Source organism: Streptomyces sp. NPDC001401 (genome assembly GCF_042895385.1).
In the GTDB taxonomy this organism is placed as follows: domain Bacteria; phylum Actinomycetota; class Actinomycetes; order Streptomycetales; family Streptomycetaceae; genus Streptomyces.
Genome location: NZ_JBIAWI010000003.1, coordinates 542,772 through 557,967 on the forward strand (window position 1 = coordinate 542,772; position 15,196 = coordinate 557,967).

At 66.6% G+C, this 15,196-nt stretch carries 13 protein-coding genes; 4 read left to right on the plus strand and 9 right to left on the minus strand.

The features are described 5' to 3' along the window. Window positions 1–23 precede the first annotated feature (23 nt). The 3 genes from ACFY10_RS14485 to ACFY10_RS14495 all read right to left on the minus strand — a co-directional run bounded on the left by ACFY10_RS14485 (window position 24) and on the right by ACFY10_RS14495 (window position 4,757). Window positions 24–1,016 (minus strand): glycosyltransferase family 2 protein, encoded by a 993-nt coding sequence (locus ACFY10_RS14485; RefSeq protein WP_390665412.1) that lies wholly within the window; start codon window positions 1,014–1,016, stop codon window positions 24–26. 91 nt (window positions 1,017–1,107) lie between these two features. Then, window positions 1,108–3,459, minus strand: a complete 2,352-nt coding sequence (locus tag ACFY10_RS14490) for a carbamoyltransferase C-terminal domain-containing protein (protein WP_390665413.1) — start codon at window positions 3,457–3,459, stop codon at window positions 1,108–1,110. 122 nt (window positions 3,460–3,581) lie between these two features. After that, window positions 3,582–4,757, minus strand: coding sequence for a hypothetical protein (locus tag ACFY10_RS14495; protein ID WP_390665414.1), 1,176 nt, complete (start codon window positions 4,755–4,757; stop codon window positions 3,582–3,584). 830 nt (window positions 4,758–5,587) lie between these two features. Between ACFY10_RS14495 and ACFY10_RS14500 the strand changes: the two genes are divergently transcribed. From ACFY10_RS14500 to ACFY10_RS14515, 4 genes are read left to right on the plus strand one after another with little or no spacing between them, the layout of a single operon-like run. Continuing rightward, window positions 5,588–5,857 (plus strand): acyl carrier protein, encoded by a 270-nt coding sequence (locus tag ACFY10_RS14500; protein WP_390665415.1) that lies wholly within the window; start codon window positions 5,588–5,590, stop codon window positions 5,855–5,857. An 8-nt stretch (window positions 5,858–5,865) separates the two neighbouring features. Further along, window positions 5,866–6,768, plus strand: a complete 903-nt coding sequence (locus ACFY10_RS14505) for a hypothetical protein (RefSeq protein WP_390665416.1) — start codon at window positions 5,866–5,868, stop codon at window positions 6,766–6,768. 58 nt (window positions 6,769–6,826) lie between these two features. Then, window positions 6,827–8,497, plus strand: coding sequence for a carbamoyltransferase (locus ACFY10_RS14510; RefSeq protein WP_390665417.1), 1,671 nt, complete (start codon window positions 6,827–6,829; stop codon window positions 8,495–8,497). Beyond that, window positions 8,494–9,342, plus strand: a complete 849-nt coding sequence (locus ACFY10_RS14515; protein WP_390665418.1) for a PHP domain-containing protein — start codon at window positions 8,494–8,496, stop codon at window positions 9,340–9,342. The genes ACFY10_RS14510 and ACFY10_RS14515 overlap by 4 nt, the downstream gene beginning before the upstream one ends. Window positions 9,343–9,373: 31 nt before the next feature. Here ACFY10_RS14515 and ACFY10_RS14520 read toward each other — a convergent pair whose 3' ends face one another. The 6 genes from ACFY10_RS14520 to ACFY10_RS14545 all read right to left on the minus strand — a co-directional run bounded on the left by ACFY10_RS14520 (window position 9,374) and on the right by ACFY10_RS14545 (window position 15,140). Continuing rightward, the gene (locus ACFY10_RS14520) at window positions 9,374–10,492 is read right to left on the minus strand and encodes a glycosyltransferase family 2 protein (protein ID WP_390665419.1); all 1,119 of its coding nucleotides are present in this window, start codon (window positions 10,490–10,492) and stop codon (window positions 9,374–9,376) included. A 101-nt stretch (window positions 10,493–10,593) separates the two neighbouring features. Further along, window positions 10,594–11,742 carry an acyl-CoA dehydrogenase family protein gene (locus ACFY10_RS14525; RefSeq protein ID WP_390665420.1) on the minus strand — a complete coding sequence of 383 codons (1,149 nt, stop codon included), beginning with the start codon at window positions 11,740–11,742 and terminating at the stop codon, window positions 10,594–10,596. A gap of 23 nt (window positions 11,743–11,765) precedes the next feature. Beyond that, entirely contained in the window at window positions 11,766–12,026 is a 261-nt protein-coding gene (locus tag ACFY10_RS14530; RefSeq protein WP_390665421.1) for a hypothetical protein, read from the minus strand. Further along, entirely contained in the window at window positions 12,023–13,255 is a 1,233-nt protein-coding gene (locus tag ACFY10_RS14535) for a type III PLP-dependent enzyme (protein WP_390665422.1), read from the minus strand. The genes ACFY10_RS14530 and ACFY10_RS14535 overlap by 4 nt, the downstream gene beginning before the upstream one ends. 62 nt (window positions 13,256–13,317) lie before the next feature. Next, on the minus strand, window positions 13,318–13,554 hold the full coding sequence (locus ACFY10_RS14540) for a hypothetical protein (RefSeq protein WP_390665423.1): 237 nt from the start codon (window positions 13,552–13,554) through the stop codon (window positions 13,318–13,320). 5 nt (window positions 13,555–13,559) lie between these two features. Beyond that, the gene (locus tag ACFY10_RS14545) at window positions 13,560–15,140 is read right to left on the minus strand and encodes an AMP-binding protein (protein WP_390665424.1); all 1,581 of its coding nucleotides are present in this window, start codon (window positions 15,138–15,140) and stop codon (window positions 13,560–13,562) included. Window positions 15,141–15,196: the final 56 nt, after the last annotated feature.

Consider the following 15,196-nt stretch of genomic DNA (forward strand, 5'->3'; position numbering starts at 1 on the left):
GACCGCAGGAATTATGTGTCGCATTACAGGAAGACAGTCCTGGGCTGCTCCTCGGCGAAGCCGACCACCTCACCCATGGCACCGTTCCGGACGATCTGGTAGCACGTTGTATGGGTTTCACCGAGCTGGTCGAAAACCTCCGGATCGACGCCGGCCAGGAAGTTCTTCATGAAGCGGAGCAGTCCGATTCGGTAGGACGCATCCGCGATGTGCGGCAACGCCATCACCAGAATGAACAGGTCGTGTTCCAGGGCGACGAGGTCATAGATCCGCTTCAGGTGTGCGCTGTGCTCGGCAAGAAATCCGGACACCTTGGTCAGCTGTTGTACGCGCCCTTCGACGATGTCAAGGTCGAAGAGCCGCTGGGTGATGGAGGGAGGGCCGTCGTCACGCTGACGCCAGAAATAGACCGGCCCGGTCACGACGTCGACCGCTGTGGCCAGGACATGCGCCGGCACGGTGACACACGCGTCTTCGAGCTGGTGCTCGGGAAAGATCAGGCCATGGTCGTCCCAGAACGAGCGCCGGTAGACCTTGTTCCAGACGGTTCTGTCCCCGATGAGATCGGTCTGCCGCGTGATGTGGGTGCGCGATCTGGCCTCGTCGAAGATTCCCTCGTGAAGAGAGGACGGATAGTAACCGTCCCGGTTGAACCTCTGGACCCCGCCGCAGGCGATGTCCGATCCGGACGCCTCGAGCGATCCGACGAGAAGTTCGTAGGCGTCGGGTGCGACGATGTCGTCACTGTCGACGAAGGCGATGTAGCGCCCGCCGGCCTTTGGCAGTCCCGCGTTCCGCGCGGCGCCCAGGCCGCGGTTCGACTGCCGGAGCAGCTGAAAGCGTGGATCCTGCTCGGCGAACTTCTCGGCTGTGCGCACGCTTCCGTCCGTGGACCCGTCGTCGACCATGATCACCTGCAGGTCACGCAGGGTCTGCGCTGCGATCGATTCGAGACATGCCTCGAAGTAACGCTCGACGCAGTAGAAGGGAACTATCACGCTGAGTACCGGCTGCATTGTTGTCCACTCCGTCATTCAGTTCAGCGGTTCGAATACGTATCGCCGGGGCCCCTCGGAGGGGTGCTCGGAGAGCAGGCTCATGACTTCCTCACGCAGCGCCTCCTCGCTGACGTGGCTGCGCCTGGCATCGAGGTACGCCACGACTCCGCGCTCCTCGCCGTACTGAACGGACGTCACCTTCGCTAGCCCGGTGCAGCTCCACCATCTCGGCGACGGAGGAAAGGTCCACCCACCCCATGTCCGTGTGCACCCAGTCCGCCCCCCGCTCCTGCGGAGTGCGAACTCCCGCGTCCAAGGCGAGGTCGGCAGGGGACCGGTCCGCACGACACGCACCGACCAGCACGGATTCGATGCCGTGCAGGACCGTGCTCACGAGCTGCTCGGTGAACGTCTCCGGATCGGCCCGGACGGTCAGGCGCGCGATGCTGTCCCGGTTGCCCAGGTGCAGGAGAAACCGCTCGGAGGCGACCGATTCCGAGCTGCGGTACTCGATCAGCGTCTCGCCGAGAGCCACGTTCATGGACGCGGGACCGGGCCGTTGCGGGAAACCGGCCGGCGGGCGAGCCGCGGAGAGTTCGTCGCTGACGATGGTGTGCAGGTCGAACCGGACTCCACACCGCAGACCGGCCTCAGCGGCGACCGCGTTGCGCAGGACCGAGTCGTAACGGGCGGAAGAGTAAGCCATCAGCGCCGCCCGGCCGGCTCGAGCCAGGAGGTCCGAGAACCGCGGGGTCTCGGTCTCCACGAAGAACAGACCGCCCTGGGCTATGCACCCGACGGACGCCCGGATCGCCTCCGACGCTCGATTGCTGCACGCCACCTGGTACATGACCTGCGTATCGCCCGAAACCGCGGACAGCACGGCCGATATCGCCGCCAGCCCGACGCCGGACATTCTGGCTCCGTACCGGGCGGCAAGCTCGCCGGCCGCGAGGACCACGGCTCGCGAGTTCAGGACCACCCGGACCTCCGGCTTGCTGCCGTTCGTGCCACGGCCCCATGGAAACCTGGTGCGTGGCGCGTGGCGGAGAGTCTCGTGCCAGTACTTTAGGGAGACCCTGTTCTCCGTCTCGCCTCTGGCCGACGTTTCGGCCGCAGCGATTTCGAAGGATTGCAGCCGAACCGCGTCGTCGCCCGGATCCCGCGGACCGGCATCCGTACCGGGTCCCCCGGCCACGAGTTCCTCGAGCTCGCGCTTGAGGACTCCCAACGAGTAGCCGTCGGCTGCCATGTGCGAGACCACAAGGGACACGCGGCACGCTCCGGAGGGAAGCTCGATCACCGCCAGCCGGACCGGAACATCCTTGCCGAGATCGAAGAGATGCTTCCGTTCGGCCCCCATCACCCTTTCCACCAGGTCGTCGGTCGGGAGCGGTGAATCCGTCAGCCTGTAGATTCTGACGGCGAATTCTCCCTCGCCCTGGGTCAGTGCCCGGAGTCGGCCCTCGATCGTCTCGTCAAAGGTCGTGCGGAGGGCTTCGTGGCGGCGGACGAGAACGGTCACGGCTCGGACGATGCTGTCGGGCGTCACACTTTCCGGAAAGCTGGCCCGCAGCTGCAGGTTCAGCGTTTCGCTTCTCGAGTGCAGCTGTTGGTGCATCAGCCACATGCCAAGTTGTCCCCACGTCGGCGGGCTGATGCGGTGGGTCTGTCGAGAGAAAGTCGAATTCGTAGTCCGGAAAGGTTTATTGAGTGAAGTGTTACAGAAGATGGGCACCCCCACCTGGCGGTCGAATGCGGCAAGGGCGTCGTAGAGCAACGGATTCACCGCTCGCTCCAGCGTCTGGTGCCGAGCCGAGCCGTCCAGGTGGAGGATCACCGGGACCCGACTGCGGCGCTCCGGCCTCACCTGCACGGCCTCGAGCATGAACGGCGACGGGCAGTTCTGAACACACCAGTGCGCCGCACGGTCCTCCAGCACGAGCGGCGTGACCGGCCGCCGCCACTGACGGCCTTTGACACGATTGAGTACGGCCTTCGTCTCAGGAGAGCGCGGATCTCCGAGAAGGCTGCGGTGCCCCAGGGCCCGGGGGCCGAGCTCAGCCGCGCCGGCGACCCATGCGATCGGCATCTCGATGATGTCCTCGATGAGCTGTTCCGGCGAGAAGTCGCTGACCTCGGATATCCATTCCGCATAGTAGTCGATGCTCTTATCGACGTCATTCAACTCGCAACCGTAGTATGCCGAGTTCAGCCTGAAGCCGGACCTGTCCAGCAAACCGAGATTGTGCAGGCCCAAGAGACCGATTCCCAACGCCTGGCCCGCGTCGTTCGCACACGGCGGCGTGAGACCCTTGAAGTCGAACCGGTCGAGCAGGTACGTATTCGTCGGGCAGTTCAGTCCGAATCCGCCACTGATCGGAAGATAGGCGTCGGAGGGCTCGACACCGAACTGAGTGCAGAGGCTTTCGATATTGCGACCATCATGAGCTCGCTGCACCTCTGGACGACGGACATCACTGCGCTCTGCAGGTGCTCGGCTCTGGTGAAGCGGCTGTCGAGCCTTCGAGAGGCCAGCTGGCTCCCCCACATCGACGGCTTCGCAAGCAGTCGGCCGAGCTGCTACAGCGCGGCCGCCGCCTCGGCCGGCTGCTTCTCCCCCGAGTTCCACTGGGGCCGAATCCCGTGCAGGTCGGGTCGCCACAGCGCGGTCAGCCCCGGCCAGGAGTCGACGGCCATGAATCCGGCGCGTAGGCCCGTCCGGCACAGCGGCGTCAACGGGTCAGAGTTGCGTCGCAAATCGCTGTGAGTGAACATCTTCCGCAGAGCGCCGGCCGCGAACGTGTCCAGCGCCGTCCGCGCCCACCGATGGTTCTCGAACGCCGTGTCGAGGTCCTTGATGCTGCCGAGTCCTGGCAATCCCCTTGCGATCACGCCCTGGATGAAGCTGGTGATCCAGAGTTGGAAGAGCAGCGTCTCCGCCCAGCCGGTCGCCCTGGCCTCAGGGTGGTAGTCAAGGTCGCTCATGAAGCTCTCGGCCAACTCGGTGGTCGACATCCCAAAGCGGACCAGGACCTCGTGCCCCATCGTCGGCATCCGGGGCTCGGCGATGACCGGGTCGTAGTGGCACATGATCTCGAAGTCGCACAGGCCCATATGCGCCACCGCGGGCGGCGAGACCACCCGGTCGGTGAATGGCTCAACGCCTACGTCGGCCGTCTCGGGGAACACCACGGAATCGCGGATGCCGTACAGCAGGTCGTTGAGGAGAAGGGACGGCACGGGTCGGTGCTGGACCAGATTCGGGATGGCGATATAGGTAGGGATGCCGCGCAATTCGAGGTACTCGGCCATCGCGCGGTTGTCTGGCTTGTCCGCTGAGTACCGCTCCGCGAAGCCGGCAAAATCCCGCGCCACATCGGCCGGAAGCAGTAGCGCCTGGGTGGGAGCCCACTCCTCGATATTGGGCGTCCACGACGCCCCGCACAGCGCCGCCAGACGAACCGCCTGCGCGCTGGACATGTTCCAGTTCGCGAACAGGGCGATGGCGCCCTCGGGCGCGACCGACAGCGCCTGCTGCAAGACCGCGGGAAAGTCCCGGCACAGCTGCACGTCCTCCTGCAGCACAAGCTGATGTGTCGCGCCCGGGCGTATCCGGCTCCACGCGGCAACGGCCGTGCGGAGCGTGGCGGGCTTCCCTCCGGGGTCGGGGTCGAAGACGGTCTCCACCGCCAGTTCGGGATGGCGCCGCTGGAGCTGCAACGCCTGTTCCTTCCGCACCGGATGCGCCATCACCACGGTGGAGACATGGATGTCTTTTGTTGAGTTCAAGAGCTCTTGCCTTCCAGTTCGAGGCACCGCCGCGGAGCGGTCGCACCGCCAGGGCGCATCGGGGCTCTGCGCTAATGACGGGTCGCCCTCGCTGCGAGGTCGGGCCCGATCCGAGACGGTCCACCGGGCTCCGGTGCTGCCGACCGGTGCACGGAAGCGCGCGCCGGAGGACGTCGGGCGCGGCATGTGAGTGGACATCATCGAGCAGTGGCCAGCGTGCCGAAGGCCACTCCACGCGTCAACAACACCGACCCGCATGGGCGTTCACGTCCGTCGCCTGTGCTGCGAGCACCGTTCAAGCGGCGAAAACATGCACTTGAACGCCGTCGGACTCCCCCTGCCGCTGGTTGACGACCTTGTGCTTGGCCATGGCACGTCGAGATGTGCGGCACTGAGCGGTTCGCCCTCGAAAACCGAGGGAGAGGGCGGCGGGTCCATGGGTGTAAGAGCAGTCCGGCGAAGGCTTGGGCGATGCCGCTCATATGCTCGCGACGGCCATGGTGGTAGGGCGAGAGCCGCCGGTTCTTCAGCAACGGCAAGGAGCTCCACCACTGGTCCGTCAGCCTGCGGCTTGACGAGCCCCGAGTGGCTTGCTCCTGCCGGAGATGAACTTGTCCGGTACGCCCCCGTTCAGCGAGCAGGCTCGATGTCCCACCGCCGAAAAAGCACCAACTCGATATGCCGGCCTCAGGGTTGTCCGAGCCGACCTGAGATGACGATGATGCTCGTCGGCCCGTGCATCTGAAACGCCGCGGGTTTGCGTATGCGTAGACCCACCCTCAAGGAGAAGGCTGGTCATGGCCGAGTCACAGACTGAAAGTCTGGAGATAGTTGTGCGGATTCTCCGCAAGGTCCTCAAGAATCTTCCCGCCGACCACGTGATCACGCAGGAAGACCGGTTTGCCGATCTGCATGTGACTTCCCTTCAGCTGATGCAGATCATCGCCGCAGTGGAGCAGACCCTCGACGTCGAGTTTCCCGATTCCGCATTCGACCTGGCGACGTTCGAATCGGTCAGTTCGCTGACGGCCGTCGTCGACTCCCTGGTGCTCGGGCGAGCGGGGTAGCGCACGCCATGTTCGACACATCCCGTCTCTATCTCTCCGACTTCCGCGTCGCGCTGGGAGAGATTGTCGCGCTCGCCGAGCTGAACGACGCGGACGTCGTCGCCAACCGCGACATGCTGCGGGAATCGGGAGCGGTCTCCGCGTCCGTCTTCGACGGGCGCGCCGTGGTGCACGCTGCCGAGTTGCTGCGAGCCGTGTCTGAAGATCGGCCCGGAGAAGTGACCGCCATGGTCCATGCCACCGAGAACCTCGAACACACGCCTCCGCACGAGCTGCTTGGCACCCTGCAGTCGCAGTCCGGCCACGAGCGAACCCCGGCCTTCATCGTGACCGGCAACGGTTGCGGAAATTTCGGATTCGCGGTCCTCGCCGCGGCAGGGCAGTGCCGTGAGGTCGGCCCGGCTGCGGTCGTCGCCTCCGACGCGGCCAGGCCGGACAGGCGGATCCTTGCGGACAGTATGACCGTCCTCGGCGATGCCGCCGGGGTCTGCGTCGTCACGCGGGAACAGCCGCCGGGGCCGAGCTTCGAATTGGTGGCCTTGCGCTCCACGGCGCAGACCCCGCCACCGGGGCCGCTGCCCGCCACGGCGGCCCTACGATCCGTGATCAACGGCGTAAGTGCGGCCACGCGCGCGTCCCTAAAGGCTGCAGGCTGGACAGCGCAGGAAGCGGCGGGAATGCTGATCGGAGCGTACTCGACCGGGTCACGGCGATTTCTGGCCCATGCCTCGGGAATCGCGCACCATTTCGTTCCCGACCTTCAAGCGGGTCACTGCTTCAGCGTCGACGCCATCCGCGGGCTGGCGGAATTGACGGATCGAGATGCGCTGCCGGACGGCGCGCCTGTGCTCGTGCTCACCTCCAACAGGTGGGCGTACTCCGTGCTCGCGCTCCGCTACCGCATCCGCTGACGCACACCTGTGGGGCCGCAACGGCAACCAAAGCGTCGTATACGGGAAAGGGCGAAAAATGATCATCCTTGGACTGGCCGGCGGCCTGGGACACGACGCCTCTGCGGCGCTGGTGATCGACGGACGGCTTCACGCTCTCGCCGAAGAGGAACGATTCAACCGGCTCCGGCACGCGCCCAACTGCCTGCCACTGGAAAGCACCGCCCACTGTCTCGCGTCCGCCGGGATCACCATGGCCGACGTCGACGTCATCGCGACCAGTTGGCTCGAGGCGGACCGCGACAACGCCCATCGGGACATGTACAGGACGATGGTCGACCATCCGTGTTTCGCCGGGGGAAGGCGGCCGCAATGGGAGAAGGTCAAACACCCGCTCGCACACGCGGCCGCCTCCTTTCACACCTCGGGATTCGACGAGGCGACCGTCGTGAGCGTCGACGGTGTGGGCGATGGCGTCTCGACCCTCATAGGCCACGCCCGCGGCGGGAGCATGCGCGTGCTGCGCGAATACGACATCGCCGATTCCCTCGGTATGTTCTACCTGGGGGTCACCAACTACCTCGGGTTCCGGTTCGGCCAGGAGGGGAAGGTCATGGGCCTGGCATCGTACGCCAAGCCCGATGAGGACTGGATGCCCTTCACCCTCGACGACGAAGGAATCCGCAGCGGCCTTGCTCTGCAGGATCCCGAGCGACCGGATTTCGGCCCGCCGCTCGTGCAGGCCTGGAAGGCGCGGGTGGCGGAGCGGTTCGGTCCCCCGCGCCGGCCTGGCTATTCCTACTCCCGCTCCACGGCACGGTCGAACGTAGACCTGGAACCGGACGCGTGGCGCAAGAGCGTGGCCGCGTCCGGCCAGCACGTCCTGGAACGAGTGCTGTCGCACATCGTGGAGGGTGCGGTGCGGGAGACGGGCTGCCGGAACGTGGTCATCGGCGGCGGCGTAGGCTACAACTGCACCGCCAACGGCTCGATCCGGGAATCGAAGCTCGTCGACCGGCTCTTCGTCTTCCCCGCCAGCGGAGACGCGGGCACTAGTGCGGGTGCTGCGCTCGCGGTCGCCGCGTCGGCGGGGGAACACAGGGGCGAGCCGCTGGCCACTGCCGCGCTCGGCGCCGAATTCGAGGACGCCGACATCGCCGACGTACTGCGGGCGAACGCGGTGCCGTTCACGGCGGAGGACGACATCGCCGGGGCCGTCGCCGCTCTGCTCGTCGACGGAAAGACGGTCGGTTGGTTCCAGGGCCGGGCGGAGGCGGGTCCGCGGGCTCTGGGGCAACGCTCCATTCTCGCCTCGCCGCTGACCCGGTCGATGCACGAACGAGTCAACACCATCAAGAACCGGGAGCAGTGGCGACCACTGGCGCCCAGCCTGACGCGCGCCGCGGCCGACGCATACCTGGTCAATCCGGGGGCGGGCACAGGCCCGGAACGGTTCATGCTGGCGGCGTGCGCGGTCCGGGAGTCCGAGCGCGCACAGATCCCCGCCGTCGTGCACGTCGACGGTTCGTGCCGCCCTCAGATCGTGGACGACGGGTCTTCTCCGACCTACCACCGCCTTCTCCAGAGCGTCGGTACGCTGGGGCACCCCGAGATCGTGCTGAACACGTCGTTCAATCTCGCCAACGAGCCGGTGGTGAACTCGCCTCTCGACGCGCTGCGCTCGTTCTACGGCTCCGGTCTCGACGCCCTGGCCATCGGCTCCATGCTCGTGCGAAAGCCGGCCGGATGAGCGAGGAGCGGCGCCCGGGGCTGCCCGGCGACAGCCATGTGCACAGCGAATGGTCCTGGGACGCTCCCTACACATCCATGGTGTCGGCCTGTGAGCGGGCGATCGGACTCGGGCTGCCATCGATCGCGTTCACCGAGCATGCCGACTTCACGGTGCGGAGCATCGGGCACATCGAGCCGTCCGAGTGGCAGCGGCCCCTGGTGACGGACGGCATGCTCACTCCCCCGCCCTTCGACGTCGAAGGTTACGCGGAGTGCCTCAATCGCTGTCGAGAACGCTTTCCGGGCATCAGGATCCTCAGCGGAGTCGAACTGGGCGAGCCCCATCTGCATGAGCGGCGGGTCGTGGAGACCCTCCGCCGTGCGGAGTTCGACCGCGTACTCGTCTCGATGCACACACTGCCCTCAGCCGACTCCGGCCGGACGACCGTCGATGCGGCATTCGCGAACGCCCCCGCCGCAGACGTCGTCCGTACCTATCTGCGCCAGGTCCTCAGCCTCGTGTCGGGCTTCTGCGACTTCGACGTCCTGGCCCACATCGACTATGCAGCGCGTTACTGGCCTTCCAGCGCGGGCGAGTACCGGCCGGAGGACTTCGAGGACGAATACAGAGCGGTGCTGTCCATGCTGGCGGCGAGGGGCAAGGCGCTGGAGGTGAACACATGCGGTCCGCTGCATGTCGACATCCTCCGCTGGTGGCACGAACTGAAGGGGTCGGCGATCACCTTCGCCAGCGACGCCCACCGTCCGGAGCAGGTGGCACGCCGCTTCGAGGAGGCAGCCACGCTCGCCGAGGCGGCGGGTTTCGCCGCGGTGGACCCGCACGGCCTGTGGCGGGCCCGCTGACTCCGGTGTGACCGGCTGCATCGGCACCTGCTCAGTCGATGATCACGTGGCGCCGGCGGAGGGCGTCACGGGCCTGCGCGGTCGGGCGCCAGAAGTAGAGGAGCGCCCTGGTCGTGTCGAGACATTGCACCGGGCCGGCGAGAACCGCGCCGTCGCTGTCGTCGATCACGATGAGGTCCTCGGTGGCGACACGGTCCTTTATGTCGGCCAGGACCCGGGCGGCGTTCCCGTCGTTCGCCTCGATCCACGCGAGCCCGGTGAGCGCGGGCAGCCTGCCGGCGAGCGCACGTGCCGCGAACTCCAGTCGGCACATGCTCTCCAGCCAGCCGATGCTGCGGTCAGCCGGGTTGAAGGCCATACCGATGACTGCCTGCGCCCAGACCTCGGGGGCATCGGCGTGCTTGGCCGCGAAGTGGGCGAGATTGCGTTGCCATTCGACGAACATCTCCGGCGTGACACCATGGCCCCGCTGGTAGGCCACGGCGGCCGGCTGGTAAGCGAAAGCGAGCCCCGCCCGCCGCAGCCGGTATCCGAGCTCTGAGTCCTCCAGGCCCCATCCGGTGAAGCCCTCGTCGAAGCCGCCCACGGCCATCACGTGCTCGCGTCGGACCGAGACGTTGCAGCTGAACATGTGGTGCCAGCAGGTCTCCAGCTGGTTGAAATTCTCGGAGAACTCGGCGAAGACCAGCTCGCGGCCGTCGCCACGGACCACCTCGGGGATGGCCGACCTGGCAAATCCCGCGGCCAGTCGCGCGTCGTCGAAGCGCCCTTCCCCGAGATCCCGCCGCGGTCCGACGACCACCAGATCCTCGCGAAGCCGGTGGAAGCCGACGTGCGCGGCGACGAAGCCCGGCTCGCAGATCTGGTCGGCGTCGACCATCACGACGAGTTCGCCGCTCGCCTTCTCGATGCCGACGTTGCGTGCGGCCGCGCGCCCGGAGGCGGCAGAGCGCGGCAGGAAGATGTAGACGAGGTCCAGGTCGCCGCCGACTCCCGCTACCAGTTCGCGGGTGCCGTCGGTCGATCCGTCGTCCACGACGATCACCTCGAGCGAGTCGCCGGCGTCGAGCCGACACCAGGTGAGACTCAGCAGCAGCCGACCGAGCTGCTCGCCGGCGTTGTAGGACGGGATGACGACACTGACCTTCATCGGCACTCCTGACGGCGTCTGTTCGAATGCTGCACGGCGATATGCCCAACGCTCTTACGGACCGGTGCTTAACTGGCGCACGGCCGAAACGGGCGGCCCAATCAGGCCAGCGTTATGTGCCGATCCCACAGGGTCAATGCGCCGTTGGCCGTCCACAGCCGGTCGTTGGAGTAATTCAGGCTCGCCGATCGCAAGTCCCGGAAGACCCGTTCCAGTGGGATCGGTGATTGTGCCGAGTACCCTACGGAGAGCCCTGCAAGATCGATCATGCGGTCCGTCGCGCGGAACGACAGCTCAGACGCGGCCAGCTTCAGTGTGTTGAGGTGTATCTGCATCACCTGCGGGGAGACTTTGTCGCCGCCCTCGCGCAACTCGGCCACTTCGCTCGTAACCCGATACAGATAGGCATGCACCAGCTCCAGGTCGAAGCGGATCCGGGCCAACCGTTCACGTACCAGATCGGACGACAGCGACGGCCCGCCCTTTCGCCGGGGACTGCGCAGATGACGCACCAACTCTGCGAACGCCTCCCGAGCGGCGCCCAGCCAGCAAGCAGACAGACCCAGATGAGCCAACGGAATGGCGGATTCCGAGGCGATAGCGCGGAACGCGCCGGGGCCGCCGACCACGTGGTGCTCGGGAACCATGCCGGAGATCCGAAGTGACACGTTGTCCATGGCTCGCATGCCAAGGGTGTCCCAATCGCCGGAGCTCTCTATCGCCACGTGGCCCCGTGCGGCGTACACAAGCGACACATCGTGCACCGAGGCGTCTTCGCCCGCTCGCATGGTGATGAGGAACCCGTCGGCGTATTCGCCGCCGGAGACGACCGGCGCCAGGCGGTCGAGGTGTACACCGTTCACGTCCGAAGTGACCGGCGCATGGGCTGTGATGAAGCTCCAGTTCTTGGCCTCCTCCGTGGTCACTGACGCCAGGTAGGTGTCGCCTCGGGCGACGGACGGCAGCAGCTCGTCCTTGAGCGCGTCGGCGCCGTATCGGACCACGGCGTCAACCTGTTGGCAGTGCATGGCCCAGATGGATGCCGTGCTAGTACAGGCTCCCGCCAGCCGCTGAGCCATGCCGACGAAGTCCTGCAGCCCGGCACCCCGGCCGCCGTACTCCGCAGGCACCAGGAAACCCAGCAACCCCGCCTTCCTGATCGCATCCATGCTGGCGACGGGGAAGGCGGCCCGCTTGTCGGCATGGCCGGCGTGCTCCCGCAGTACGCCGAGCACTTCGGCGATCGGCACGCCGTACTCCCTATCGAGGGTTGTCATCCCTTGTGCTCCGTTCGCAGCGTTTGCGCGGTCTGCCAGAGACTGGCAGGGCTGGCGAAGGTGCTGGGGCGGAGCAGGTCGTCCGGAATCTCGATGGCGTACGTCGCCTCCAACTGCAACAACGGCTCATCGGTGGTCATCGAGTCCAATCCCATAGTCGCGAGGTCCTGCTGCGGCAGGAGCGGGGTGTCCACGGGGAGCGAGCGCAGCAGAGGGCGAATCACATGCTCAAAAGAGGAATCCCACGGGGGCGTCATATCTCTGATCCTTCCGATGCTTTCAGCGCGACCGGGGTCAGCCGCAACTGGCGGGTGTCAATGTCCCGGACACCGTCGAGGACAACCTCGGCAGCGATGGGATGGCTGAGAAAGCCCATCAGACTGGCGGACAGGCCGTAGGCACCGGTATTGGGGATGCGCAACACATCCCCCGGTTCCACTGGGCCGATCACGGCGGCCCTGCTTAGCACGTCGAGGGGGGTGCACAGCGGCCCGACAAGGCTCACCGGCCCGTCCTCTGCGGTGCCGATCGGTTCGGGCTCCGCTCCTGGAGCGAGGATCCGCCCCAGCCCCGCCATCCCCCCCAGCACATGAGTGCCGGCGTCCAGCACGGCATACCTCCTGCCGCCACTGCGTTTCACCTCCAGCACCGTGGTCAGCAGGGTGCCGCAGGTGGCGGCTAGATACCGACCCGACTCGAACGCAATGGCCGGGCGGCCTTCCCTCCAGCCGGGCAGATGCCTGTCCAGCTCCGTGGAGAGCGATCTGCGCAGGCCTCCGTAGTCGGGCAGCAAGCCCGGCTTGGCGAACGGTGCGGCAAAGCCGCCGCCCAGGTCGACCATGGACGGTTCGAACCCTGTGCATCTGATGAGTTCGGCCACGGTTGCGACGCTGGCTTCGAACTCCCGGTGCAGCGCCGACGGCTCGGCGATATTGGTAGCGGGGAATAGATGGAAGCCGAACGGCTGTGTCGCGTCATCCGCCTCGAACAGTTCCGGAAGGGTGTCCAGCTGGTCGGCGTCGATACCGAACTGCGATGGAGTGCCCGTCATCCGCAACCCCACCCCGCCCGCTCGGGCGGTGGTGGCGTTGACCCGCACCAGGTACTCCACGCGGGCTCCGCGCGCCCGTGCGGCAGCGGCCAGCCTTGTCCGCTCGGCGGCGGACTCGACGGAGTACCGGCGCACGCCGGCACCGACGGCTTCACGCAGGGCAGCATCTGTCTTGCCCGGACCGGTGAAGAGGATCGCCGCCGTGGGCGTTCCGGCGCGCAGCGCGGCGGTGAGTTCGCCGGTCGAGCTCACTTCCGCGCGGATGCCGAGCGACACCAGCTCCCGCACCAAGGCAGGGTGCGGGTTGGCCTTCAGCGAGTAATAGAGGTGCGCCTCCTCTGGAATACTGCGCAACAGGGCCTTGGCGGCCTCTCGTACCGCCTCCAGCTGATAGATGTATAGCGGGGTGCCGTACTGGTCTCCCCACTTCGTCATGTCGTCGTGGACGACTTTAGGGATTCCCACAGACGCTTCTTACCCACCTTTCCATGGGCTGTCTAACGCAGCCGGTCCAGGACCCAGCAGCGGTCGGGAACCTTGGCTGCCTCCAGCCGTTCGAACAGGGACCGCAGCACTTCCTCCGCGCTGTGCTCCGTGGCGACCCACAGGTGCAACTCGCCGTCCGGGCCCGGAGGCCGCACGGCGGCCTGTGTGACACAGGGGACGTCCAGGGCAGTGGCCTCGATCTCCGCCGTGCTGGCCGCTCCGACAGGGGAGGGGTACGTGTGACACACCCTCGTCAGGGTCGGGCGGGGTCGGATGGGGAAAAGGAAGTGGCGAGCGCCTTGCGGTCCGTCTTGCCGCGCTCGTTCACCGGAAGGCGGTCAAGCACAACGTATCGACGTGGAACCATGTACGCGGGTAGTTCTTCGCGCAGTTGACTCTCCAGCCGGGCAGAGTCCAGGTCCGATCCGGCACAGAAGGCGACCAGGCTGCGGGCGGCCCCTTCGCCGAGAGCGAGAACGATCACGTCCTCCACACCGGGCAGCAGACGCAGGTGATGTTCGACCTCCGCTGGCTCGATGCGGTACCCCCTGATCTTGATCTGAAGGTCAGTGCGCCCCAGAAAGATCAAGCCGGCATGGCTGCTGCGGCGAACCAGGTCACCGGTGCGATACCACCACCGACCGTCGTGGTAAAAGAAACGCCCCTCGTCGTCCGCGGGGTCGAGATAGCCGGAGAACATCTGCGGCCCCGTCACGCACAGTTCTCCTTGCTCCGTGGCAGGCTCGTCGGACTCTGCCAGCAGGATGCTCTCCAGGCCCGGGAAGAGCTCCCCGATGGGCACGATGCCGTGGGCCCCCTCCTCTTCGCGTGCGGGGTCCCAACGGTAGGCCGTGCAGGCGATCGTCAACTCGGTCGGGCCGTAGAGGTTCTCGACCGTGGAGCCGGAGGCCGCACGCTGCCAGGCCGCCGCATCGGCGGCAAGCAGCGGTTCCCCGCAGAAAAGGCTCCATCGCAGGGAGGGCATGCTGCAGGGGTCCAGTGCCCCCGACCGCCGCGCCAACTGGATCGCGCCCGGGACGGAAAACCAGACGGTCAGTCCTTCTCTCTCCACCACCCGCGCCACCCGAGCGAGTGCTGCGGAGTGCACGTATACCAGCGTGCCGCCGCACGACCAGGCCGCGAACAAGTCGAAGAAGGCGAGATCGAATGTGAGGCTGAAGGTCTGGCTGAAGACGTCACGAGCTGTGAGTCCGTAGCGCTCGCAGACCACCGTCAGGAAATGACAGGCACTCGCATGAGTGACCGAGACCCCCTTGGGCCGACCCGTCGACCCCGAGGTGAACATCACGTAGGCCGTCTCGTTCTGGCACTCTCGTATGGTGCGCACCACGTGACCACTGGTCACCGCCGTCGGATCGGACTCGGGGGCGTACAGCGGCGGTAGGGGGCACAGCGCAGCCACGTTCTTGACTTTCGCAGCTCCCGCTTCGTCCACGATCAGCGCGTCCAACGGCTGGTCGCGGAGAAGGCCGGCAAGCCGCCCAGGCGGTGTGTCCACGGCGAGGGGGACAACCGCGGCCCCAGCGCAAAGTGCCGCCAGTATCCCGGTGTACCCGGTGAACGTCCGATCGCAGAGCACCCCGATGAACTGCGGCGTATCGGCGGGATGAGCGGCGCGCAGGACCGCCGCCCAGCTCTCGGCCATCCCCATCAGCTCGCCGTAGGAGACACTGAGGGAACCGATCCGGAGAGCCTCCTTGCCCGGGTCCCGACGGGCACTGCGACGCACCAACTCCTCCAGCCGCAGCGCCGGATCACCGTCATCAGACTCGACCGGTCCCGTGGCTGCAAGGAGGGAGGGATGTGTGGTCATCGCGCATCCTTTGTTAGGGAACCGTGAGACGGTCACACCCTTGCGGGGGCATATCC

Coding starts and splice junctions, on each gene's coding strand:
- ACFY10_RS14485 (WP_390665412.1), bottom strand. CDS start 1,016: ATGCAGCCGGTACTCAGCGTGATAGTTCCCTTCTACTGCGTCGAGCGT.
- ACFY10_RS14545 (WP_390665424.1), bottom strand. CDS start 15,140: ATGACCACACATCCCTCCCTCCTTGCAGCCACGGGACCGGTCGAGTCT.
- ACFY10_RS14510 (WP_390665417.1), top strand. CDS start 6,827: ATGATCATCCTTGGACTGGCCGGCGGCCTGGGACACGACGCCTCTGCG.
- ACFY10_RS14500 (WP_390665415.1), top strand. CDS start 5,588: ATGGCCGAGTCACAGACTGAAAGTCTGGAGATAGTTGTGCGGATTCTC.
- ACFY10_RS14505 (WP_390665416.1), top strand. CDS start 5,866: ATGTTCGACACATCCCGTCTCTATCTCTCCGACTTCCGCGTCGCGCTG.
- ACFY10_RS14520 (WP_390665419.1), bottom strand. CDS start 10,492: ATGAAGGTCAGTGTCGTCATCCCGTCCTACAACGCCGGCGAGCAGCTC.
- ACFY10_RS14530 (WP_390665421.1), bottom strand. CDS start 12,026: ATGACGCCCCCGTGGGATTCCTCTTTTGAGCATGTGATTCGCCCTCTG.
- ACFY10_RS14535 (WP_390665422.1), bottom strand. CDS start 13,255: ATGACGAAGTGGGGAGACCAGTACGGCACCCCGCTATACATCTATCAG.
- ACFY10_RS14515 (WP_390665418.1), top strand. CDS start 8,494: ATGAGCGAGGAGCGGCGCCCGGGGCTGCCCGGCGACAGCCATGTGCAC.